This is a genomic window from Rhodophyticola sp. CCM32, assembly GCF_004751985.1.
Classification (GTDB): Bacteria; Pseudomonadota; Alphaproteobacteria; order Rhodobacterales; family Rhodobacteraceae; genus Rhodophyticola.
The window spans coordinates 2,211,257-2,233,786 of the sequence record NZ_CP038492.1 but is presented as its reverse complement, the minus strand read 5'-3'; the positions used below and the strand labels follow the sequence as shown (position 1 = coordinate 2,233,786).

Genomic DNA, 22,530 nt, shown 5'->3' with positions numbered 1-22,530 from the left:
CGATTGAAAGCCCCGCCCGCCTTTGCGATCACAAAGCGATGCGGAACCTTGCGAACCCGTCCGGGCCGTCGCCTGCGGGTTCGATGGTCAGGCTTTCAACCGCATCCACATAGGCGCTGGCCGCCGGTCCGGTATCGAACAGAACCGTGGTGCCCGGCATCGGTGCGAAAGACCAGTTGGCATCGGCCGCCGGATCAATGGTGTCCTGTTCGACAATATAACGCACGATCACATCGCGGTTGGTATCGGGGCCCTCGAACACCGTGGTTTCCGCCGAGGCGCCGGGGAAATGGCCACCGCCGCCCGCGCGGTAGTTATTGGTGGCCACGATGAATTGCTGATCCGGGTCCACCGGCGCACCGTTGAAGGTCAGGTTGACGATCCGGTTCGCATCGGCGGAAACCACATTGCCATCCCGGTCGAAACGCGAGGGTTGCGACAGGTCGATCTGGTATTCCACCCCGTCGATCACGTCGAAATTGTAAGACGGGAAATCGGGGTTCAGAAGCACCTCATCCGTGCCGCCCGGGGTGATCTGGTTGAACATGCCCGCGGACCGTTCAAGCCAGTCCTTCACCTGCGCCCCGGTGATCAGCACCGCGCGCACGGTGTTTGGATACAGGTAGAGATCGGCGACATTCTTGATCGCCACCGGCCCCACGGGCACATCGGTGTAATATTCCGGCCCGCCCCGGCCACCGGCCTTGAAGGGCGCTGCGGCAGACAGGATCGGCAGGCCCTCATACTGGGTGCCCGCCATCATCTGTTCGATATACCAGGTCTGTGCGTTCGAAACGATCTGCACTGACGGGTCATCGGCCACCAGCGCAAAATAGCTGTAAAGCGGGGCGTCGGTCTGGCCCACCGGGCGGCGGATATAGGCCAGGGTCGCGTCATGTTCGGCCTGAACCGAGGCCAGAACATCCGCATCGCTTTCCACCAGGGCGGTGATCGACCGGTCTTCCTCGCGCCGCGAAATGGGCCGGGCTTCGGACATATGTGATATAATACGCCAGGCGTTGCCATCGCGTTCCAGCATCAGATCGACCAGCCCCATATGGCTGCCCCAGAACCCGCCCATGGTGGCGGGTTTGCCCATGATCGTGCCGGCCTCGGCATCGACGCCGGGGGTTTCCGAATAATCCGGGCCGGGGAAGACAAGATGGTGATGGCCGGTCAATATCGCATCAATGCCCTCCAGCGCCGCCAGCGGGATCGAGGCGTTTTCCATACCGTCGGAATGATCTGCCGCCCCGATGCCGGAATGGGACAGGGCGATGATCAGTTCCGCGCCCTCCTCTCTCATCTGCGGAATATAGGCCCGCGCGGTATCCACGATGTCGCGGGCGGTCACATTGCCCTCCAGATGGCCGCGATCCCAGTTCATGATCTGTGGCGGGACAAAGCCGATCAGACCGATGCGGATCGGGTGGGTTTCACCCGCGCCATCGGTCAGCATGTGGTCGATGATCGTGTAGGGCGGGATCAGGGTGGTGTCTTCGGTGGGGCTTGCGCCCATTTCGCGCACCACATTGGCGCAGACCACGGGGAAGCCCGCCCCCGCAAGCGTGTTTGTCAGGAAATTCAGGCCATAGTTGAATTCATGGTTCCCAAGCGTGGAGGCGTCGAAGCCAAGCGTGTTCATCGCCGTGATGACCGGGTGCATATCGCCTTCGGACATGCCGCGTTCATAGGCGATGTAATCGCCCATCGGATTGCCTTGCAGAAAGTCGCCATTATCCAGCAGAAGCGAATTGGTGGATTCGTCGCGTACCGCCTTGATCAGCGAGGCGGTGCGGGCCAGGCCGACAGTATCGACGGGCCGGTCGCCGTAGTAATCATAGGGGAATACATGCACGTGGAGATCGGTTGTTTCCATGATCCGCAGATGGGCCTGATTGGACTGCGCGCGGGCCGAAAACGGGTGTACCGCAATGAAGCTGGCTGTGGCACCCAGAAAGGTGCGGCGATTGAGGATAAGGGACATGGGGCATACTCCGCTGTTATGGGCCAAGCCTAACACCGGTTTCGTGACAGATGCTTGTCGGAAATGCGCGAAATGGCCGGATGATCGGGTTTTTGCCAAAAGACGGGGCCAAAAGACGGGTATGTCTGACATGTGATGCGCGGTTTACCCGCAGGGCGGGAAAAGGGGTGTGATGTTCCTGCCCGGCAGGCCCGCCGGGCAGCGTCTGAGCCGTGCCCTTAAAACGTCAGGTTCGGGATGATCTGTTTCTTGCGGCTGACCACCCCGGGCAACACGACGGTGTCCGCATCGCCGCAGGCGGTGGCAAAGCTGGCCTCGGCCAGTTGCTTGGTCAGATCATTGGGGATCAGCATGGTGCTTTCCTCGTTCAGGATATCCACGATGAACAGCAGCACCTGATCCACCCCGTCTTCCTGAGCCACCAGAGGCATGGTTTCCATCAGGTCGGCCTTGCGTGACAGGACCGTTTCAGGCGAGGTGGTTTCCAGCACGGAGACCCGGAAGGTTTTATCGCCGACGCCGTATTCCTTGCTGTCCATCCGCAGCAGTTCCGCATCTGAAAACTCCGAGACATCGGATTTCGCCGCGAACATCTCGGCGGCATACCCGGGGATGTCGATGCCCAGATCCCTGGCCAGCGCCTCGGCCACGGCGCGGTCTTCATCCGTCGTGGTGGGGGACCGGAATTCCAGCGTGTCGGACAGGATGCAGGACAGCATCGCGCCCTTCATCGCGTCGGGCATTCCGGCAATCACATCCGCGCCCATCAGGTCATGCATGATGGTGGCAGTACAGGCCACGGGCCGGATGGTGATGTCGATCGGGCCTTTTGTTTCCAGCCCGCCCACCAGTTTGTGGTGGTCGATAATCGCGGTGATGTCGGTGGCGTTGATACCTTCGGGCAATTCAGCGGGGTTATTGGTATCGACGATGACAACCGGCGTGCCCTCGGCCACATCCGACAGGATTTCGGGCTTGGTCAGCGACCAGCGGTCGATCACAAAGGCAGCTTCGGTATTGGGCTCGCCCAACAGGCGGGCCTCGGCCGCTGTGCCTTTCACTTCGGAAAGATACCAGGCCCAGATCAGGGCAGAGCCGGTGGAATCGGTGTCGGGGGATTTATGGCCGAATACAAGGGTTGTCATGGGGCGATTCCCGTCCTTTGTCTGATGTCGCGGGCCTCTTAACCTTTGTGCGGGGGCTTGTCAGGTGCAAAGACTGACGCATTCGTGCCTCCCGGGTCATTTTGCGCGTCGCACGGGTCTGCCCACAGGGGCAGGGCGGGTGATCCATCCCCGTGGGTCGCCCGGCGCAAAAAGATGAATATTCTGCACCGCCATCTGCTTGACAGGCGCCAAGGCTTTGCCTATCTGCGCTGCGTTAGCACTCAGCAAGGAGTAGTGCTAACGCCATGGGAGAAACAACGAACCGAAGGAGTGTTCGCAGATGGCATTCACACCGCTTCATGACCGTGTTCTGGTCGAGCGCATTGAAGGCGACGACAAAACTGCTGGCGGGCTGATCATCCCCGACAGCGCCAAGGAAAAACCCGCAGAAGGCCTGGTTGTGGCCGTCGGCGCAGGTGCCAAGGACGACGATGGCGAACGGATCGCCATGGACGTCAAGGCAGGCGATAAAATTCTGTTCGGCAAATGGTCGGGCACCGAAGTCACCGTCGATGGCAAAGAGCTGTTGATCATGAAGGAAAGCGACATCCTCGGCCTGATCGCCTGAGGATTTGCGGGTTTCCCGCCAAGCTGACCTTACGAAACATATTTTGATAGGAGCACATCATGGCTGCTAAAGACGTCAAGTTTGATACCGACGCCCGCAACCGCATGCTCAAAGGCGTGAACACGCTGGCAGATGCGGTCAAAGTCACCCTCGGCCCGAAAGGCCGCAATGTGGTGATCGACAAATCCTTCGGTGCCCCGCGCATCACCAAAGACGGTGTGACGGTTGCCAAGGAAATCGAGCTGGAAGACAAGTTCGAAAACATGGGCGCGCAGATGGTGAAAGAAGTCGCCAGCCGCACCAATGACGAGGCCGGCGACGGCACCACCACCGCAACGGTTCTGGCCCAGGCGATCATCCGTGAGGGTCTGAAATCGGTTGCCGCCGGCATGAACCCGATGGACCTGAAGCGCGGCATCGACATGGCCGTGACCAATGTCATCGAGCAGATCAAAGGCTCGGCCCGCGAAGTTGCCGACAGTGATGAAGTTGCCCAGGTTGGCACCATTTCGGCCAATGGCGAAGCGGAAATCGGTCGTCAGATCGCCGATGCGATGCAGAAAGTCGGCAATGACGGTGTGATCACCGTGGAAGAGAACAAGGGCCTTGAGACCGAGACCGAAGTTGTCGAAGGCATGCAGTTCGACCGCGGGTATCTGTCGCCCTATTTCGTCACCAACCCGGACAAGATGATTGCCGAGCTGGAAGACTGCCTGATCCTGCTGCACGAGAAAAAGCTGTCTTCGCTGCAGCCGATGGTGCCGCTTCTGGAAACTGTGATCCAGTCCGGCAAACCGCTTTTGATCATTGCCGAAGATGTGGAAGGCGAAGCGCTGGCCACTCTGGTTGTGAACAAACTGCGCGGCGGCCTGAAAATCGCAGCCGTGAAAGCTCCTGGTTTCGGCGATCGCCGCAAAGCCATGCTGCAGGACATCGCCATTCTGACCGGGGGTCAGGTGATCAGCGAAGATCTGGGCATGAAGCTGGAAAACGTGACCATGGATATGCTGGGCACCGCCAAGCGCCTGACCATCACCAAGGACGAGACCACGGTGATTGACGGCAATGGCGAGAAAGCCGAGATCGAGGCGCGCGTTGCCCAGATCCGTCAGCAGATCGAGGAAACCACCTCGGATTACGACCGTGAAAAACTGCAGGAACGTGTGGCCAAGCTGGCTGGCGGTGTTGCCGTGATCCGCGTCGGTGGCATGACCGAAGTGGAAGTGAAAGAGCGTAAAGACCGCGTTGATGATGCCCTGAATGCGACCCGCGCGGCCGTACAGGAAGGCATCGTTGTGGGCGGTGGTGTCTCCCTCGTGCAGGGTGCCAAATCGCTTGACGGTCTGGAAGGTGAAAACTCTGATCAGAACGCCGGGATCACGATTGTGCGCAAGGCACTGGAAGCACCGCTGCGTCAGATCGCCGAAAACTCCGGCGTGGACGGCTCGGTTGTGGCTGGCAAAATCCGCGAAAGCGATGATGCAACCTTTGGCTTCAATGCACAGACCGAAGAATATGGCGACATGTTCAAGTTCGGCGTGATTGACCCGGCCAAAGTGGTGCGGACCGCGCTGGAAGATGCAGCCTCGGTCGCATCCCTGCTGATCACCACCGAAGCCATGGTTGCCGAGAAACCCGCCAAGGAAGGCGCTGCCCCCGCAGGCGGTATGCCCGACATGGGCGGCATGGGCGGCATGATGTAAGACCGTTCGCTTTTGCGAACAGGCCTGGACCCGTCAGTGCAAAGGCCCCGACCGGGGCCTTTGTCACAAGAGGGGAAACTGCCGGACATCAAAAAAGGGGCATCCGCAGGGATGCCCTTTTCACATGTTACCCGGCCCCGCCAACAAACCCCATCGCTTCGGCCATCAAGCCCTGCCAGTGATCGCTTTCGGAAGGCGGAACGACCACCCATTCTTTCATCACCCTCGTGCCTACGGTCAAAGCCGTGCCGCGCGCCTCGGCAATCAATCTGTCGACCGTCGCTTTCGGAAGCTTCAGGACAAGCCCTGTCTCTGACAGATAGGCGAAGCTTTTGCCGTCCACGCGCAAGGCTTCGGCTTTGAGCATGCGGCCCTTAGTGACCCTTGGGTCCATAAGACATGCAGCAGCCAAAGGAGTATATAGGTCTTCTGCTGTCGTCATCTGGCGATCCTCCGAACATGGCAGGTTCCCTGATCCCGGATTCCATGTCAGTAAGGCCGGGATCTTGATGGAGGATAACATGGATCGCATTGGTGTCATCGGATTGGGCCGCATGGGCAGCGCCATGGCCTGCCGGTTCAGGGCGCAGGGCCGTCATATCACCGGCTGGACCCGCAGCGGGCGCAGGGTTGAGGGTATTGCTTCGGCCCCTGATCTGGCTGCTCTGGTCGCTGCCAGCGATGTGCTGATCCTGTCGCTTTACGATGATGCCGCCGTGAGCCAGATGCTGGACGCCCTGCTTGAGCTTGATCTCACCAGCAAGCTGATTGTCGAGACCAGCACTGTTGCGCCTGCCTGCCTGACCGAACGCATCGAGGCGATCACCGCAAAAGGCGCAGGCGCGGTGGATGCACCCATTTCAGGCGGTCCTGATCTGGTCATGGCGGGCCAATGCGGCATCTTTGTCGGCGGCGCCGATGCGGACGCCGCCCGCGCGCTGGTGGCCCTTGCCCCGCTTTCTGAACGGGTGTCCCATCTGGGCCCGCTTGGCGCCGGGATGGTCATGAAAGTCATCAACAATTCCATGCTGCAAACCTATTTCGCCACCCTGGGCGAGATGATGCCGCTGGCCAAACGCGCCGGGCTGCCGCTGGAAGCCGCGATCAGGATCATCTGCAACGGGCCTGCGGGCGTGCCCATGGTGACCGCCCGTATCCCCAAAATCCTGGGCGAGGATACGCAGGTCGGGTTCACGGTGGCCGGTATTCTGAAAGACAACGAGGTGTTCCAGCGGATCGCCCGCGATTTCGGCGTCGCCACCCCCACGCTTGCGGTGGCCGAGGCGGCGCAGAACGCGGCGATTGCAACCGGCCTTGGCGATCAGGACCCGGCGGCTCTGGTCGCGGCGGCCTATGCACGCGCCTGAACGGTCTGGGCCTGACCCCGCCTGCCTGCCGCATCTGACGCTGCGCGGGGCGGAGGTGCTGACGGAAACGGGCCTGACCCGAACCGATCTCAGCCTGTCCGGGGGATATCTGACCGAGACCCCGGGCCGGGTGGTGGACCTTTCGGGCTATCGCATTCTGCCCGGTATCGTGGATATCCATGGCGACGGGTTTGAACGTCATCTGGCCCCCCGGCGCGGGGCGGTCACCGATCCTGCGGCGGGGCTTGTCGCGCTGGAGGCAGAACTGGCCGCCAACGGGATCACCACCGCGGTTCTGGCCCAGTTCTGGAGTTGGGAAGGCGGCATGCGCGGTCCGGATTTCGCCACCCGGCTTTGTGCGGCGCTGGACGGGTATGAGGCGCTCTGCGATCTGCGTGTCCAACTGCGGCTGGAAATCGGCTGTCACGATCAGTTTGATGCGGCCAAGGCGCTGATCATGCGCCATGAAATCGGGTATGTGGTGCTGAATGATCATCTGCCGCACCGGCAGCTGGCCACAGGCAAACGCCCGCCGAGGCTGGATGGCCAGGCGCTGAAATCCGGTCGTGCGCCCGCCGATCATCTGGCTTTGCTTGAACGCCTTCATGGCGAGATTGAGAAGGCCCATGCAAAACTGCCCGCATTGGTGGCGGAACTGCGGGCCATGGGTGTGATCCTGGGCAGCCATGATGACAGCACGGCAGATCAATGGGCCGGATGGCACGATATGGGCATGGCCGTGGCCGAATTCCCCACCACCCGCGCCGCCGCAGAGGCGGCAGCGGCGGCGGGTGATGCGGTGGTCATGGGCGCGCCCAATATGTTGCGGGGGGGCAGTCATGCCAAAGCCGTTTCGGCCAGCGAACTGGTGCGGGATGGGCTGGTGGAGGCCCTGGCCTCGGATTATCACTATCCCGCGCTGCCCGGGGCCGCATTGCGGCTGGTGGCGGAAGGCATGCCGCTGGCCCGGGCCTGGGCGCTGATCTCGGCACGCCCGGCGGCGGTACTGGGCCTGCATGACAGGGGGCGGATCGCAGCCGGGTTGCGGGCCGATCTGGTGATCCTCGACCCCCGGGACCGTGTGGCTGCAACCCTGTCCGGCGGATGTCTCAGCCATCTGTCCGGCGCTCTGGCCGGGAGGCTGATGACATGACTCCCGTTTTTCGTCTGATTGCTCTGACGATGCTGACAATGACCGCCTTTGCCGCCAATTCAATCCTGAACCGGCTGGCGGTTGGCGGCGGTCATATCGGTGCGCTGGAGTTTTCGCTGATCCGTGTCGGGGCGGGGGGCGCGATATTGTGCCTGCTGGTCTTTCTTGCCCGCAGGCCCCTGCCGGTTCTGGCATGGGGCAGGGTTCTGGGGGCATTGGCATTGAGCCTGTATTTGCTGGGGTTTTCCGTGGCCTATGTGCAGCTTGATGCGGGGCTTGGGGCGCTGATCCTGTTTGGGGTGGTGCAGGTGACCATGTTTGCAGGCGGCGTGATCGGGGGGGAGGATTTGCCTGCCCGCCGGTGGATCGGGGCCGCGCTTGCGCTGATCGGGCTGGCTTGGCTGATCTGGCCTGCGGGTGCGGTGACCGTGCCTTTGATTGCGGCCACTGCGATGGGTTTGGCCGGGTTTGGCTGGGGCCTCTATTCGCTGGCCGGGCGCCGGGCGCGGGACCCTTTGGCGGAAACGGCGGCGAATTTTCTTCTGGCAGTGCCGGTTTGCGCGCTGCCATTGCTGTCGGGCCTTGCCCCGGCGGATACGGGGGCGATGACGGCCATCGGCATCGCCCTGGCTGTTCTGGCGGGGGCGATCACCTCGGGGCTTGGCTATGCGCTGTGGTACAGCGTCCTGCCGCGCCTTGGCGCCTCGATCGGCGGGCTGGTGCAGCTGACCGTGCCGGTGATTGCCATCGCGGGCGGTGTTCTGTTGCTGGGTGAAGAGGTGACCTGGCGGCTGATCGGGGCCAGTGCGCTGGTTCTGGGCGGCATCGCCTATGGGCTTTATGCGCGCAGGATCGGCTCCAGCGGGTCGTAAAGCAGGCTGTCACCCCATGCGGCTTGGGCAAGGCTGTCGGGTTTTACCCGCAATCCGGTCAACTCGTCCCGTGTGACCAGAATGCGATGGCTGACCACGCCTTCGGGGTCAGCCCAGCCGTCGGATAGCTGACCGGCCTGATGATAGACGTGGAAATAGAGATCAACCTGATGGAAATCGCCTTCGGGATCGTGGAATTCATTGATCAGACAGGGGGCGCCGACGGTGACGGTCAGCCCGGTTTCCTCGTGAAATTCGCGGATCAGATTGGCGGGCAGGGAGGTGCCCGGCTCGACCCCGCCGCCGGGTGCGCACCACAGATCGCTCTGGCCCGGCCAAGCATTGACCAGAAGCAGGCGGTTTTCCAGCAGCAGGAGGCCACGGACGGCAAGACGGGGGCGGCGGGTGGACATGGGCGCGATGGTGCCCTGTGACGAGACGGCGATGCAAGGGCAGGATATCTGCCCTCGCAGGACGGGTCCTGCCACCCTACATTGGGGATATGCGTGCCGTATTTGCGATTTTGATCCTGATCATGCTGCCTGCCCCCCGGCACAGGCGGAGTGTGTGGTGATGCTGCATGGATTGGCGCGGCGCGCGGGTTCTCTGGCGGTGATGGAAGAGGCGCTGGAGGCGGCGGGCTATCGCGTGGTGAACCAGAATTACCCGTCCACCCGGGCCTCGATCGCCGAACTGGCCCCGATGACGATCCTGCCGGCCATGGCGCGCTGCGGGGCGGAGGATGTGCATTTCGTGACCCATTCCATGGGCGGCATTCTGCTGCGTTACTGGATGTCGCAATACCGGCCGGAGCGGATAGGCCGGGTGGTGATGCTGGCGCCGCCCAATGGCGGCTCGGAACTGGTGGATGTGCTGGGCCAGCTGGAGCCGTTTGAATGGTTGAACGGGCCCTCGGGACTGGAACTGGGCACCGGTGATGAGGATTTGCCCCATCGCCTGCCGCCGGTGGATTTCGATCTGGGCGTGATCGCCGGGGACCGGACGTTGAACCCGGTTTATTCCGCGCTGATCGAAGGGGCGGATGACGGCAAGGTTGCGGTGGACAGCACGCGGGTGGAGGGCATGTCGGATCACATCGTTTTGCCGGTGACCCATACATTCATGATGAACAACCCTTTGGTGATCGCCGAGGTCGTTACGTTTCTGGATACCGGGGCCTTTGATCACGAGATGGATTTCTTTGACGCGATTGAAGAGCTGGTTGAGTGAACGGATCGGGGCGGGCGCCCCTGCGGGGCCCTTGTCGGGGCGCGTTGCCACGGGCGGTGTGGCGGGGTTTGGTTTGCAGGTTGGATATGCGGGCGCGGGGTGTCGGCCTGGGATGCCTCCGGCGGAAGTATTTTGGAGATAGAGAAGGCGGGTAGAGACAGAGAAGGGGGGCCGGATCAGGCGGGGCCGGTGATGCGGTTGATATGGCCCATTTTGCGGCCTTCGCGGGTATCGGTCTTGCCATAGAGATGGATCTGGGTGCCGGGTGTGGCGGCATGGGCCGGGGCGCTGTCGATTTCTGTGCCGATCAGGTTTTCCATGAGGACATTGGCGTGGCGGCTGCCATCGCCCAGGGGCCAGCCGGTGATTGCGCGGATATGCTGTTCGAACTGGTCAACGGCGCAGCCGGCCTGGGTCCAATGGCCGGAATTATGCACCCGTGGTGCGATTTCATTGACGATAAGGCCCTTTGGGGTGACGAAAAGCTCCACCCCCAGAATACCCGTATAGTCCAGTGCAGTGAGGATGCGCGAGGCGATCAGGATCGCGTCGGTTTTGACGTTTGCAGGGAGTGATGCAGGCACAGTGGTGGTGGCGAGAATGCCGTTTTCATGGTGGTTTTCGCCCGGGTCATAGGCGGCCACGCTGCCATCGCGGCCGCGCGCGGCGATGACGGAAATCTCCCGGGTGAAGGAGACAAACCCTTCGGCAATGGCGGGGGCGCCTTGCAGATCGTCCAGCGCGGCTTGCGCATCATCGGGGCTGGCGATGCGGGCCTGCCCTTTGCCATCATAGCCGAAACGGCGGGTTTTGAGGATCGCGGGGGTGCCGGTGACGGCCAGCGCGGCGGCAAGATCGGCGGCGTTGTCGATCGGGGCAAAGGGGGCGGTGGAAAGGCCCAGATCCGTGAGAAAGCTTTTCTCGGTCAGACGATCCTGGCTGATCTCCAGCGCGCGGCGATCGGGAAAGAGCGGCGTGTTGCCTGAGAGGATATCAAGGGCTGCGGCGGGGATGTTTTCAAACTCGAAACTGATCAGATCACACGCCGCGGCGAAGGCGCGCAGCGCGTCATGATCGCTATAGGGGGCCTGGGTCCAGGCGGCGGCGGCATCGGCGGCGGGGGCGGCGCCGGGCTCATAGATATGGGTCTTGTACCCAAGCCGCGCGGCGGCCATGGCCAGCATCCGGCCCAGTTGCCCGCCGCCAAGGATGCCGATGGTGTTGCCTTGCGGGAGCGGGTCAGTCATCCTGCGGTCCCTCGGGGATCGAAGCGGAAAGATCGGCGCGCCATGTGTCGAGGCGTCTGCCAAGAGCGGGATCGGAGACGGCCAGAATGGCGGCGGCCATCAGACCGGCATTGGCAGCACCCGTGGCACCGATGGCCATGGTGGCGACCGGGTAGCCGCGGGGCATCTGCAGGATGGAATAGAGGCTGTCGACCCCGGACAGCGCCTTGGTCTGGACCGGCACGCCGATCACCGGCACCCGGGTTTTCGAGGCCATCATGCCGGGCAGATGGGCCGCCCCGCCTGCGCCTGCGATGATCACTTTCAGCCCGCGTTCGACGGCGGTTTTGCCATATTCCCACAGCCGGTCAGGCGTGCGGTGGGCCGAGACGATGCGGGTTTCATAGGCCACATCAAGTGCATCCAGCATATCGGCGGCTTGCTGCATCGTGGGCCAGTCAGACTGGCTGCCCATGATGATGCCGACCTCGATTTTATCCATGATCTGTGGCCCCTTCGGCGGATCAGAGCGCGCACTATAGAGCGAAATCGTTTTATTCCGCAATATCAATCATCGAAATTCTCGTTCGAGATCAGCATCTTGCTGACCCGGAGGCAGGGAATTTTGTGTCAGATTAAACGATTTCTGCTTTAGCCGGACGGGCGGGCTACAGCATGCTGCCTTAAACCTGAGACATCGCGCATCACAAATGTCCCGAGAACGCGAAGCGTGGCAGGGTATTTGTGATTCAAGTTTAAGGCAGGGTGCTTTAGGCAATGATGTCGGGGGTCAGTTCATCCTCGATCCGGGCAATCCGGTCTTTCAGGGATAGTTTCTGCTTTTTCAGCCGTTTCAGTGTCAACTGATCCGGCATGGTGCGGTCCGCCAGGGCGGCAATCGCCTCATCCAGATCACGATGTTCGCGGCGCAGCACTTCAAGCTTCACCCGCAGCACATCTTCATGGGTCATCTCGGTGGGGGCGTTCATGGGCCGGCCTTGATGGGGATTCGTCGGTTAGAGCCGCTAACGATACCCACAAATGCCCGTGAGGCAAAGCGGTCCTGCCCTTGCAGGTCTGTGCCCGGTCCCCCATATTTATTGCAACAGGGCTGCCGAATGCGGGGCCCGACCCTGCAGATCGCTTGAATGCTAAGGATGTGCCGAATGACGAAACTGACCCTTGGATCACACCCGTTTTTACTGGGCTTTGATCAGCTGGAGCGGCTGGTGGAGCGCACCGCGAAATCCGGCAATGACGGTTATCCACCCTATAATATAGAACAAAAGGGCGAAAACGCCTATCGCATTACGCTGGCTGTGGCCGGGTTCGCCGAAGAGGATTTGTCGATCACCGTTGAAGACCGTCAGTTGATGGTCCGGGGTCGTCAGGCCGAAGAGAACAGCGACCGGATGTTCCTGCACCGGGGCATTGCGGCACGGCAGTTCCAGCGCAGTTTCGTGCTGGCAGAAGGGGTCGAGGTTGCAGGTGCCCTGATGGAGCATGGGCTGCTGCATGTGGATCTGGCGCGCGTGATGCCCGACAGTATTGTACAGACAATTGAAATCAAAACCGGAGGTCAGAGCAATGTTTGAACAAAATGAAGCTGCCCAAACCGAAGGACAGCCGATTGTTTATATCCGCAAGGTTGCGGTCGCGGATTTGCCGCGCGATGTGCGCAAACAGGCCAAGGGTCTGGAGGAGCTTTACGCGATCGGCAGCGAGACAGGCGAACAACTGGCGCTGGTCAAGGACCGCAAGCTGGCCTTTATGGTCGCAAGGCAGAACGATATGACGCCGGTCAGCGTGCACTGACACGGGCGACACACGAGGTGTGTGTGGGGAAGGGGCGCCTGTGACGGGCGTCCTTTCCTTGTGATCGGGTTCAGGGGGCGTCTTCATTTAATCTGAATCAAAATTCGCTGCCTCCGGGTCAGCAAACTGTTGATCCAATGCGTTTCAACAGTAAGTCGAAACGCTATAGAACGCGAATTTTGATGAGCGGTGGTGCAGAATAAAACGATTTCGCCCTAGTAAAGTGTAACGCCTGTGATACCCCTATGTGCCCGGTTGACAGGGACACCGGCCCTGATGTGTCATCACAGTCCCTGACAAATTCTTGAGATGAAGTGAGTTTCTGCACATACAGCCGATCCCTAATGTTCCGGTCAGGGGATTTGAGGGATGGCAGCGCGCGTATTTTTTTGAAGTCGTTATATTTGCCAGATGTCTGCCTTGAGACATATCCGGGGTCGACAGCAAAGAGAGACATATATGAACGATACAGCTACGGATCTGGACTGGATCAAGGTCGCCGAAGCCAAACAATTGCCGGAAGGCCGGGTGATGACGGTGACGGCGCGGACAAGTTCGATCTGTCTTGTCCATTTTGACGGTCAATGGGCCGCGATGGACAATCACTGCCCGCATCAGGGTGGCCCCCTGGGTGAAGGGTCTATCGAGAAGGGTGTCGATGGCGCCTGCTGGATCAGATGCCCCTGGCACGGGTGGGATTTTGACCCGGTCACCGGCGCGCCTCCCGGCGGGCATGAGGATACGGGCCAGGCGATCTTTCCGGTCCGGGTTGAGGATGGGGATGTTCTGGTCGGGCTGGCGCCCGAGCCGCCACATCAGCGGACCGTCACCGATGTGATGGCCGAGACATTCTCGAACTGGGGTATCCGGGCGGTCTTTGGCATGGTGGGCCATTCCAATCTGGGTCTGGCCGATGCGATCCGGCGGCAGACTGCGGATGGAAAGATGCGCTATATCGGTGTCCGCCATGAAGGGGCGGCGGGGTTTGCGGCCTCGGGCTATGGCAAGCTGACCGGCAAACCTGCCGCCTGTCTGACCATTGCCGGGCCGGGGGCCACAAATCTGATGACCGGCATGTGGGACGCAAAAGTGGACCGCGCGCCGGTTCTGGCGCTGACCGGTCAGGTGCAGACACAGGTGTTCGGCCCCGGGGCGTTTCAGGATATTGATCTGCTGGCGGCCTTTGCGCCGGTTGCGAAGTTTTCGCAGCCCGTGCTGACCAGTTCACAGCACAGCGAATTGGCCTCTCTGGCCTGCAAATCGGCGATCATCGAACGCGATGTTGCGCATCTGGTCTTCCCCGATGATGTGCAGACCATCCCCTCGGACGCGCCCGCAAAAGGGCCGGAGGGGCGCATGGCCCTGCCGGTGGTGATCCCCGCCGATAGCGAGCTGGACCGTGCGCGCGCGATGATCGCAGCGGCCAAACGGCCCTTCATCGTCATCGGCCATGGGGCGGTTGACAGCATGGACAAGGTGATGCCGCTGATCGAGGCGTTGAAAGCGCCCGCTGTGACCACCTTCAAGGGCAAGGGGCTGATCCCCGATGATCACCCCTATGCAGCAGGTGTTCTGGGCCGCTCGGGCACGCCGATTGCCAGCTGGTTCATGAATGAGGCCGATCTGGTGCTGACCCTTGGGTCGTCTTTCGCCAATCACACCGGGATCGAACCGGGAAAAACGATCATCCAGGTGGATTTCGAGCAGGCGCAGCTGGGCAAGTTCCATCCCGTCACCCTGCCGGTCTGGGGGGAAATCGGGGCGTTCTGCGATGCGGTGCAGACCGGGCTGACCCGCCATGCGGAGGCCGAGGATCATGCCGCCGGAATCGCGGAGCGCTGGGCCATCTGGCGGGAGGAAAAACAGAGCCGGGTCAGCGATGACGCGGGCAAGGGGCTGGGATCGGCGGTGATCTTCCGGCATCTGTCCGATCTCTGCCCCGCGAATGCGGTGATTGCCGTGGATGTGGGCAACAACACCTATTCCTTTGGACGCTATTTCGAGACCAAGGGCCAGCGGGTGCTGATGTCGGGGTATCTGGGCTCCATCGGGTTTTCCTTCCCTGCGGCGATGGGGGCCTGGGCCGCCACGCAGGAGGACCCGGAATATGCCGGGCGGCCGGTCATCTCGATCTCGGGCGATGGCGGGTTTGGCCAATATGCAATGGAATTCACCACGGCGGTAAAATACCGGATGAACATCACCCATATTTTGCTGAATAACGGCCAGCTTGGGAAGATCACCAAGGAACAGCGCGCGGGCCATTTCGCGGCCTGGCAGACCGATCTGATCAACCCCTCATTCGCGGCCTTTGCCCGGCTGTGCGGCGGGCACGGGGCCAAGGTGACCAAGGCAGATCAGATCCCTGCCGCGATTGCAGAGGCGCTTGCCTATGACGGGCCCGCCCTGGTGGAGATCATGACCGATATGGAACTGGTCTGATGCGTATCTGGCCACAGGATGCGGGGGAGGACGGGTGACTGTTGCGCTGCTGGCCCTGTCGGCTTTGACCTTTCTATATGCGCTGATGGCGCGCCGTCTGGCTGAGGGCGTGGTGACCGCGCCGATGGTGTTTCTGGGCATGGGGCTGGTGGCCACGCTGTTTGTCGACGCGCCCGAGATGCAGCAGCTTCAGGATTTGCTGCATCCTCTGGCCGAAATCACGCTGGTGATCGTGCTGTTCACCGACGCGGCGATGATGCGGCTGAAACGCGGCGACAGGGCCGGGGTCACCCGTGCCGGGCGGATGCTGGTTCTGGGGCTGCCGCTGATGATCCTGATCGGCTATCTGATCGCCCGCCCGCTGCTGCCTGACTGGCCCCTGTGGGAGGTCGCGCTGCTGGCGGCCATTCTGGCGCCGACCGATGCGGCCCTTGGTCAGGCGGTGATCAGCAATACTGCCGTGCCCGAGCGTATTCGGACGGCGATTACCATGGAAAGCGGGCTGAATGACGGTCTGGCGCTGCCGGCGATATTGCTGTTCGGATGCCTGGCGGTTGCGGGGCTCCACGACAATGTGCAGACAAGCTGGGTTGTCTTCGCGATGGAGCAGGTCGGGCTGGGTGTTCTGACCGGAGCATTGGTCGGGGCCGGAGGTGGCTGGTTTATCAAAAAAGCCTCCTCCACCGGATACAGCAATGATCTCTATGAGGGGATCGGCGTTCTGGCGCTGGCCGGGCTGGCCTATCTGCTGAGTGCCGAGCTGGGCGGCAACGGGTTTCTTGCAACTTTTGTGGCGGGTCTGGCCTTTGGCATGGTTCTGGGCGAACGCCACCCGTTCCTTCTGGAATTCATGGAAACCGAGGGTCAGATGCTGGTTCTTCTGGCCTTTCTGACCATCGGGCTGACATTTTCGATGGACCGGCTGATGGCTGTGGACCCGGTCTGGATCGGGCTGATCGTCACCAGCCTGTTTGTCGCCCGCCCGCTGGCGATCTGGCTTTCCCTCACGGGCAGCGGGGCCGAGCCGGGTGAAAAGCTTTTCATGGGTTGGTTCGGTCCGCGCGGTCTTGCCACGGCGCTGTTCGCGCTTCTGGTGTTGCATGATTTTGACGGGCTGACCCACGGGGATGAGATTTTGCTGATCGCCTTCACCGCGGTTCTGATCAGCGCGGTTCTGCATGGCGTGTCCGCCGCGCCTGCCGCAAGATGGATCGGGCGGGTATCGGGATTGCAAAAAGACGTATAAAAGAAGAGGGACTTATGACCAAAGCCATAATAGCCAAACTGTCCAACCTGCCAGACCGGTCCCCCGCTTATGCGCTGGTCGGCGAAGTTGATCTTGTGGTCGTGCGTTTTGATGAGGAGCTTTCGGTTTTCTATGGCCGCTGTCTGCACCGGGGCGCGTTGATGTCCGATGGGTTCGTGCGCGGCAAAGACCTGATCTGCGGGGTGCATAACTGGGATTACCGGCTGGAAACCGGCGTCTCGGCCTATGCCAATGAGGAGGCGCTGCCGAAGTTCAAAAGCTGGGTGGAGGGCGATGACATCTGCGTCGATGAAGACGAGATCACGACCTGGGCCGCCGAAAACCCGCAACCTTTCAACCGCGATGCCTATCTGGGTCTTTATGCGGACACGTCACATGGCACGGCGGAGGAACCCCATACCGGGCTGATCCAGTCCTATGCGAAGAACGGATTGTCGAAAACCGGCCATCACGGGGTGGTCGATGCGATGGGCGTGCCACGGGATGAACTGCCCACATGGGACGATATCCAGATTCTGACCGCGCAGCTTCACCGCCCGCCGCTTCTGGATGATGCAGAGGTGGGCACCGATGTGGTGATCGGCCCGAATGCCCAGAAACCCCTGCGCCTGAAAATCCCGCTTTTCGTCTCGGACATGTCTTTTGGCGCGCTGTCTGAGCCGGCCAAACTGTCGCTTGCGATGGGGGCCGAGATGGCGGGCACCGGCATCTGTTCGGGCGAGGGTGGCATGCTGCCCGAGGAACAGGCGGAAAATACGCGGTATTTCTATGAGCTTGCCTCGGCCCGGTTCGGGTTTGACTGGGACAAGCTGGCCAATGTGCAGGCGTTCCATTTCAAAGGCGGGCAGGGGGCCAAGACCGGCACCGGCGGGCACCTGCCGGGCTCCAAGGTCAAAGGCAAGATTGCCGAGGTCCGGGGGCTGGAACCGGGGCAGGATGCGATTTCCCCGTCGCGGTTCCCCGACTGGACGGACCCGGCCCAGATCAGGGATTTCGCCGATGAACTGCGCGACCGGACCGGTGGTATCCCGATCGGGTACAAACTGTCCGCGCAGCATATCGAACAGGATATCGACGCGGCTCTTGCTGTGGGTGTTGATTACATCATCCTTGACGGGCGCGGGGGCGGCACGGGCGCGGCGCCGATCATCTTCCGCGACAATATCTCGGTCCCGACCATTCCGGCGCTTGCCCGGGCCCGGCGGCATCTGGACCGATCGGAGCGCAAGGATGTCACGCTGGTGATCACCGGGGGGCTCAGAAAACCGGCGGATTTCGTGAAAGCCATGGCCCTTGGCGCCGATGCCATCGCGGTGTCGAACGCGGCGATGCAGGCCATCGGCTGTATCGCGATGCGGGCCTGCCACACCAATAATTGCCCGGTCGGCATTGCCAGTCAGAAACCGGAACTGGCCAGCCGGATCATCGTCGAAAGCTCGGCCCGGCAATTGGCGAATTTCTTCGAGGCCAGCACCCATCTGATGGCGGTGATGGCACGGGCCTGTGGGCATGATCATCTGTCGGGGTTCACATCCGCCGACCTGACCACCTGGAAACGCGAGATGTCTGACCTGTCGGGCGTGGCCTATGGAGGTATTCAATGACACTGGCCGCCGCCCTTGTTCTGCTGACCAAAATCTGGCTCTGGGTCGGGGCCGCCGTGGCGCTGGCCTTTCTGACCATCGGCATGGGGCGGATCGACGAGGATGCCCGGGGAGCCTATGTGTTCCGGCCGCTGATCGCCCCGGGGGTGATCATGATCTGGCCGCTTGTGCTGTGGCGCTGGTGGGTGCTGGAAACCGGTCGCGATGACTGGACACGCCGCCACCATCCGCCGCGCCGTTTCCACGCCCGGGCCTGGTGCGTTATGGCCATCATCATCCCGCTGATCTTCATCGCGTCACTGGCCGCGCGCCAGAGCCTGACCGAACTGACCGCCCCGGTGCTGCTGGAGCCGCCACAGGAGGCCGGGCAATGAGCGTCAAATACATTCCGGTTCAATGGAACCCGAATAAATGGATATATGACGCGATCATGCTGACCGGCGTGGCGCTGTTCTTGTGGATTTTCATCTTCATCAGCCCCGGTCTGCTGAATCATGAACAACCGATCAATCCGCAAATCCGCAATGCGCGGGCGTTTGGCGCCTGCGGGTTTTTCATGCTGACGGTGATCCTGTGCATCGGTCCTCTGGCGCGGCTCGACACCCGGTTTCTGCCGTTGCTGTATAACCGGCGTCATTTCGGGGTGATGGTGTTCTTCATTGCGCTCTCCCATGCCTATTCTGTCCTTGGCTGGTATTTTTCCTTCTCGCCGGTGGATCGGTATGAGGCGCTTTTATCGGCCAATATCTCCTTCACCCGGTTGCGCGGGTTTCCCTTTGAAATCCTGGGTCTGTTCACCTTGCTGTGCCTGGGGATCATGGCGCTGACCAGTCATGATTTCTGGATGAAATTCCTGACGCCGCGGATCTGGAAAAACCTGCATGTCCTTGTCTATGCCGCCTATGCGGCCCTGGTGGGCCATATCGGTCTGGGCGTGTTGCAGGATATGCATGCCCCGGGCATGGCGATCAGCTTTGGTCTGGCCACGGCGCTGGTGGTGGGGCTGCATGTGGCCGCCGCCTGGCATGATCGCCGCAAGGGCGACCCGGGCGCGACAATGGCGGCAGAGCCCGGATGGGAAACCGTCTGCCGGGTTGAGGATGTGCGCGAAGGGTTCGGCAAGGTCGCGATCCTGTCTTCGGGGGACCGGGTGGCGGTGTTCCGGCAATCCGATAAACTGTCGGCAATCTCCAACGCCTGCGCCCATCAGAACGGCCCATTGGGTGAGGGGCGGATCATTGATTGCCTTGTCACCTGCCCCTGGCACGGGTTTCAGTATGATGTGACCACCGGGCGCTCCCCCGAGCCGTTTACCGAAAAAGTGCCCACCTATGATTTGCGGGTCAGCGACGGGGCGGTGATTATCCGCACCCTGCCCAACCCGCCCGGAACATATGTGGCGCCGGTGCCTGTCCCACCCGGGGCGGCGCCGGCACAGACAGGACCAACACAGACAACGGAGACTGCGTGATGTCTGACCCGGATCGCCCTTTCTTTGTGGGTTACCTGCCGGTCCCTGCCGGATTGCGCGGGTTTCTGCTGCTGGTCTCGGCGGTTCTGATCTGGGGGTTTGCGCTGTTCAGTTGGGGGGTGGGCTCCACCCAGGAGGATCCGGGGCCGGGCCGGTTCCGGTTCGATTACGGGCGCCAGGCTCTGACCGGTGTGATCTCAATGGTGCCCTACCCGATGCTGCATGTCACAGAGGGAACAGACCATATCGGGGCCGGTCAGTCGATCATGCTGGCGGGGGGCGGCAAATTCGGCGTGGCCGGGCGGGTCGCGGATTTTGATGGCGCATTGGTCACCCTGCAGGGCGTTGTTCTGGAGCGGGGCGATCTGAACATGCTGCAACTGGCGGGCGGCAATCAGGGTGTCATGCCGGCAGAGGGGGAGGTGCCCGATGTGGAGACCACCGATCTGGGGCGCTGGCGGCTTTCCGGCGAAATCTGCGACGGGAAATGCCTGGCGGGCGCCATGCGGCCGGGGCGCGGGATTGCCCATCGCGCCTGCGCCTCGCTGTGCCTGATCGGGGAGGTGCCACCGGTTTTCGTGTCCTCCGAACCGGTGCAGGGGCATGAGTTTTTTCTTGTGGGACGTGAAGATGGCACCCCGATTGACCGCGCCATCCTTGAATATGTGGGGCTGCTTGTGATGGCAGAGGGGCGGGTGTCGCTGCGCGGCGATCTGCCGGTGTTCATTCTGGATGAAGACACGCTGGAGGCGCTGGAATGATTGCACGTCTCCTGCGGATTGCGGTGGCTGTCATTGTCGGTGTGGCGCTGCTCTACCTGTCCCGTTTCTGGCCGTTTGACTTGTGGTCGCGCCCCGGTCTTTTTGGTCTGCGCGCCCTGCCGCCGGGGGGAGACCTTGTGCGCCTATGGCTGCGCGGTACGCCTTACGCGCCTTTCAGCCTGCAAATCTGGGTTGTTCTGACGTTTCTGGTGCTGTCATTCACCGAACGGGTGACCTCCCGAAAGACCTGACCCGTCTCGGGATGCGGGCGCTACCGGCTTTTACAGCATGCTGCCTTACACCTGAGACATCGCTTATCACAAATGTCCCGGACCCGCGAAGCGTGGCAGGGTATTTGTGATTCAAGTTTAAGGCAGGGTGCCTTAGGCAGGGGGCTTCAAGATTTTCGCCGCCCGCGCAGGATGGTGTGCTGGCTGATGATTTCATATCCCAGCTCTGCCGCCGCCTTGTCGCGCAGCCGGGCAATTTCATGGGCCGGTATCTCGATCAGTTCACCGGTGTCGATATCCACCAGATGATCATGGTCGTTATGCGGCGTCATTTCATAGCGGGCGGGCGCGTCCTCGAAAGTCAGCTTGCGGATGACCCCAGCCGCTTCAAGGGTGGCCATCGTCCGGTAAACGGTGGCGACCGAAACCGTGTCATCCAGCAGCCGGGCCTTTACAAACACATCATCTGCATTCGGGTGATCATCTGCCGTTGCAAGAATGGCGATGATCACAGTCCTTTGCTGTGTCACCCGCAACCCGGCTTCACGCAGAAGCCGGGCATATTCGGTGTTTTTCTCTGCCGGGGGTTCAGAATGCTCCATGAGATATGAATAGCCTGTCATCACCGGGCAAGCAAGAAAATGAGTATCATTCTCATTTGGCTTGACTCTTGCGACTGCTTCGCATTCACAGTATGCCGGTCTTAACTGATTAGGAGTTTAAAAATGATACGATTCTCACCGCGATCCGCCGTACTGGCCGCGACGCTGGCATCTGCTTCGGTACTCGCCTCTTCTGCCCTTGCCGAAGACGATGATTTTGTCGTCGTAACAACCTTCACGGTTCTGGCCGATATGGCGCAGAATGTGGCCGGTGATGCGGCAGAGGTTGTTTCGATCACGCAGCCCGGCGCGGAAATCCACGGGTATGAGCCCACACCACAGGACATTGTCGCCGCCAGCGATGCCGATCTTATCCTGTGGAACGGGATGAATCTTGAACTGTGGTTCGAACAGTTCCTGGACAATCTTGGCGATCTGCCCTCGGTGACGCTGACTGACGGGATTGTACCGATTTCCATCGCGTCTGGTTCCTATGAAGGGCTGCCCAACCCCCATGCCTGGATGGGTTTGGACAATGCGTTGATCTATGTCGACAATATCGCCGCCGCCTTTGCCGAACATGACCCGGACAATGCCGACACCTATATGGCCAATGCCGAGGCGTATAAGCAGCAGATCCGCGATACGATCGGGCCGCTTCGGGCTTCGGTTGAAGAGATTCCCGAAGATCTGCGCTGGCTGGTCACCTGCGAAGGGGCGTTCAGCTATCTTGCCCGTGATTTCGGCATGCGTGAACTGTATCTGTGGCCGATGAATGCCGATCAGGTTGGCACGCCGCAGCAGGTGCGCAGTGTGGTTGATGCGGTGAACGAACATGACATTCCGGTTGTGTTCTGTGAAAGCACCGTCAACACATCGCCGGCCGAGCAGGTCGCCCGTGAAACCGGGGCAGCCTATGGCGGTGTTCTTTATGTGGACAGTCTCAGCACGGCGGATGGCCCGGTTCCGACCTATCTTGATTTGTTGCGTGTCACTGCCCAGACCGTGGCCGATGGTCTGACCGAGAATATGAACTGAGACGCACAGACCAATTAACAAGTGTTGC

24 protein-coding genes are annotated in these 22,530 nt (G+C 61.3%); 16 read left to right on the top strand and 8 right to left on the bottom strand.

Features of this window, described 5'->3' with window-relative positions:
- Nucleotides 1–28 precede the first annotated feature (28 nt).
- Both E2K80_RS10845 and E2K80_RS10840 read right to left on the bottom strand, forming a co-directional pair.
- On the bottom strand, nucleotides 29–1,987 hold the full coding sequence (locus E2K80_RS10845; protein WP_135375022.1) for a bifunctional 2',3'-cyclic-nucleotide 2'-phosphodiesterase/3'-nucleotidase: 1,959 nt from the start codon (nucleotides 1,985–1,987) through the stop codon (nucleotides 29–31).
- Nucleotides 1,988–2,205: 218 nt separating this feature from the next.
- The gene (locus E2K80_RS10840; protein ID WP_135375021.1) at nucleotides 2,206–3,132 is read right to left on the bottom strand and encodes a manganese-dependent inorganic pyrophosphatase; all 927 of its coding nucleotides are present in this window, start codon (nucleotides 3,130–3,132) and stop codon (nucleotides 2,206–2,208) included.
- A 301-nt stretch (nucleotides 3,133–3,433) separates the two neighbouring features.
- On the opposite strand from E2K80_RS10840, the gene E2K80_RS10835 reads away from it, so the two are divergent.
- Together E2K80_RS10835 and groL are read left to right on the top strand one after the other, a co-directional pair.
- Entirely contained in the window at nucleotides 3,434–3,721 is a 288-nt protein-coding gene (locus tag E2K80_RS10835) for a co-chaperone GroES (protein WP_135375020.1), read from the top strand.
- Nucleotides 3,722–3,780: 59 nt separating this feature from the next.
- Nucleotides 3,781–5,424: a chaperonin GroEL gene (gene groL / locus E2K80_RS10830; protein ID WP_135375019.1), complete on the top strand. Its 1,644-nt coding sequence runs from the start codon at nucleotides 3,781–3,783 to the stop codon at nucleotides 5,422–5,424.
- A gap of 127 nt (nucleotides 5,425–5,551) precedes the next feature.
- Here groL and E2K80_RS19125 read toward each other — a convergent pair whose 3' ends face one another.
- Entirely contained in the window at nucleotides 5,552–5,947 is a 396-nt protein-coding gene (locus tag E2K80_RS19125; protein WP_168193165.1) for a hypothetical protein, read from the bottom strand.
- Between E2K80_RS19125 and E2K80_RS10820 the strand changes: the two genes are divergently transcribed.
- From E2K80_RS10820 to E2K80_RS10810, 3 genes are read left to right on the top strand one after another with little or no spacing between them, the layout of a single operon-like run.
- The gene (locus E2K80_RS10820) at nucleotides 5,946–6,791 is read left to right on the top strand and encodes an NAD(P)-dependent oxidoreductase (protein ID WP_168193164.1); all 846 of its coding nucleotides are present in this window, start codon (nucleotides 5,946–5,948) and stop codon (nucleotides 6,789–6,791) included. The genes E2K80_RS19125 and E2K80_RS10820 overlap by 2 nt on opposite strands.
- A complete protein-coding gene (locus E2K80_RS10815; RefSeq protein ID WP_135375016.1) occupies nucleotides 6,778–7,944 on the top strand; it encodes an alpha-D-ribose 1-methylphosphonate 5-triphosphate diphosphatase in 1,167 nt (388 codons plus the stop codon). Before E2K80_RS10820 ends, E2K80_RS10815 begins: the two co-directional genes overlap by 14 nt.
- Complete coding sequence (locus E2K80_RS10810; RefSeq protein ID WP_135375015.1) at nucleotides 7,941–8,816, top strand: DMT family transporter; 876 nt, start codon at nucleotides 7,941–7,943, stop codon at nucleotides 8,814–8,816. The genes E2K80_RS10815 and E2K80_RS10810 overlap by 4 nt, the downstream gene beginning before the upstream one ends.
- Here the strand turns inward: E2K80_RS10810 and E2K80_RS10805 are convergent.
- Nucleotides 8,783–9,229 carry an NUDIX domain-containing protein gene (locus E2K80_RS10805; protein ID WP_135375014.1) on the bottom strand — a complete coding sequence of 149 codons (447 nt, stop codon included), beginning with the start codon at nucleotides 9,227–9,229 and terminating at the stop codon, nucleotides 8,783–8,785. The genes E2K80_RS10810 and E2K80_RS10805 overlap by 34 nt on opposite strands.
- A 160-nt stretch (nucleotides 9,230–9,389) precedes the next feature.
- Between E2K80_RS10805 and E2K80_RS10800 the strand changes: the two genes are divergently transcribed.
- Nucleotides 9,390–10,046 carry an alpha/beta fold hydrolase gene (locus tag E2K80_RS10800; protein WP_238475498.1) on the top strand — a complete coding sequence of 219 codons (657 nt, stop codon included), beginning with the start codon at nucleotides 9,390–9,392 and terminating at the stop codon, nucleotides 10,044–10,046.
- Nucleotides 10,047–10,222: 176 nt separating this feature from the next.
- On the opposite strand, the gene E2K80_RS10795 is transcribed toward E2K80_RS10800, so the two are convergent.
- From E2K80_RS10795 to E2K80_RS10785, 3 genes are all read right to left on the bottom strand, one after another.
- A complete protein-coding gene (locus E2K80_RS10795) occupies nucleotides 10,223–11,293 on the bottom strand; it encodes a 5-(carboxyamino)imidazole ribonucleotide synthase (protein ID WP_135375013.1) in 1,071 nt (356 codons plus the stop codon).
- On the bottom strand, nucleotides 11,286–11,774 hold the full coding sequence (gene purE / locus E2K80_RS10790) for a 5-(carboxyamino)imidazole ribonucleotide mutase (RefSeq protein WP_135375012.1): 489 nt from the start codon (nucleotides 11,772–11,774) through the stop codon (nucleotides 11,286–11,288). The genes E2K80_RS10795 and purE overlap by 8 nt, the downstream gene beginning before the upstream one ends.
- Before the next feature lie 268 nt (nucleotides 11,775–12,042).
- Nucleotides 12,043–12,261, bottom strand: a complete 219-nt coding sequence (locus tag E2K80_RS10785) for a YdcH family protein (RefSeq protein WP_135375011.1) — start codon at nucleotides 12,259–12,261, stop codon at nucleotides 12,043–12,045.
- A 177-nt stretch (nucleotides 12,262–12,438) separates the two neighbouring features.
- Here E2K80_RS10785 and E2K80_RS10780 point away from each other — a divergent pair, with 177 nt between their 5' ends.
- The 9 genes from E2K80_RS10780 (at nucleotide 12,439) to E2K80_RS10740 (ending at nucleotide 20,883) form a co-directional block, all read left to right on the top strand.
- Entirely contained in the window at nucleotides 12,439–12,867 is a 429-nt protein-coding gene (locus E2K80_RS10780) for an Hsp20 family protein (protein ID WP_135375010.1), read from the top strand.
- Nucleotides 12,860–13,087: a DUF1150 family protein gene (locus tag E2K80_RS10775; protein ID WP_135375009.1), complete on the top strand. Its 228-nt coding sequence runs from the start codon at nucleotides 12,860–12,862 to the stop codon at nucleotides 13,085–13,087. Before E2K80_RS10780 ends, E2K80_RS10775 begins: the two co-directional genes overlap by 8 nt.
- Before the next feature lie 459 nt (nucleotides 13,088–13,546).
- Entirely contained in the window at nucleotides 13,547–15,529 is a 1,983-nt protein-coding gene (locus E2K80_RS10770; RefSeq protein WP_135375008.1) for a thiamine pyrophosphate-binding protein, read from the top strand.
- 34 nt (nucleotides 15,530–15,563) lie between these two features.
- Nucleotides 15,564–16,775: a cation:proton antiporter gene (locus E2K80_RS10765; protein ID WP_210405368.1), complete on the top strand. Its 1,212-nt coding sequence runs from the start codon at nucleotides 15,564–15,566 to the stop codon at nucleotides 16,773–16,775.
- Between the two features lie 14 nt (nucleotides 16,776–16,789).
- The gene (locus tag E2K80_RS10760; protein WP_135375007.1) at nucleotides 16,790–18,400 is read left to right on the top strand and encodes a glutamate synthase-related protein; all 1,611 of its coding nucleotides are present in this window, start codon (nucleotides 16,790–16,792) and stop codon (nucleotides 18,398–18,400) included.
- Entirely contained in the window at nucleotides 18,397–18,774 is a 378-nt protein-coding gene (locus E2K80_RS10755; RefSeq protein WP_135375006.1) for a hypothetical protein, read from the top strand. Before E2K80_RS10760 ends, E2K80_RS10755 begins: the two co-directional genes overlap by 4 nt.
- Nucleotides 18,771–19,871, top strand: coding sequence for a Rieske 2Fe-2S domain-containing protein (locus tag E2K80_RS10750; protein ID WP_135375005.1), 1,101 nt, complete (start codon nucleotides 18,771–18,773; stop codon nucleotides 19,869–19,871). Before E2K80_RS10755 ends, E2K80_RS10750 begins: the two co-directional genes overlap by 4 nt.
- A complete protein-coding gene (locus E2K80_RS10745; protein ID WP_135375004.1) occupies nucleotides 19,871–20,632 on the top strand; it encodes a hypothetical protein in 762 nt (253 codons plus the stop codon). Before E2K80_RS10750 ends, E2K80_RS10745 begins: the two co-directional genes overlap by 1 nt.
- Nucleotides 20,629–20,883 carry a hypothetical protein gene (locus E2K80_RS10740; RefSeq protein ID WP_135375003.1) on the top strand — a complete coding sequence of 85 codons (255 nt, stop codon included), beginning with the start codon at nucleotides 20,629–20,631 and terminating at the stop codon, nucleotides 20,881–20,883. The genes E2K80_RS10745 and E2K80_RS10740 overlap by 4 nt, the downstream gene beginning before the upstream one ends.
- Before the next feature lie 146 nt (nucleotides 20,884–21,029).
- Here E2K80_RS10740 and E2K80_RS10735 read toward each other — a convergent pair whose 3' ends face one another.
- Nucleotides 21,030–21,485 carry a Fur family transcriptional regulator gene (locus E2K80_RS10735; protein ID WP_238475497.1) on the bottom strand — a complete coding sequence of 152 codons (456 nt, stop codon included), beginning with the start codon at nucleotides 21,483–21,485 and terminating at the stop codon, nucleotides 21,030–21,032.
- Between the two features lie 102 nt (nucleotides 21,486–21,587).
- Here E2K80_RS10735 and E2K80_RS10730 point away from each other — a divergent pair, with 102 nt between their 5' ends.
- Nucleotides 21,588–22,502 (top strand): metal ABC transporter substrate-binding protein, encoded by a 915-nt coding sequence (locus tag E2K80_RS10730; RefSeq protein WP_135375002.1) that lies wholly within the window; start codon nucleotides 21,588–21,590, stop codon nucleotides 22,500–22,502.
- Nucleotides 22,503–22,530 lie beyond the last annotated feature (28 nt).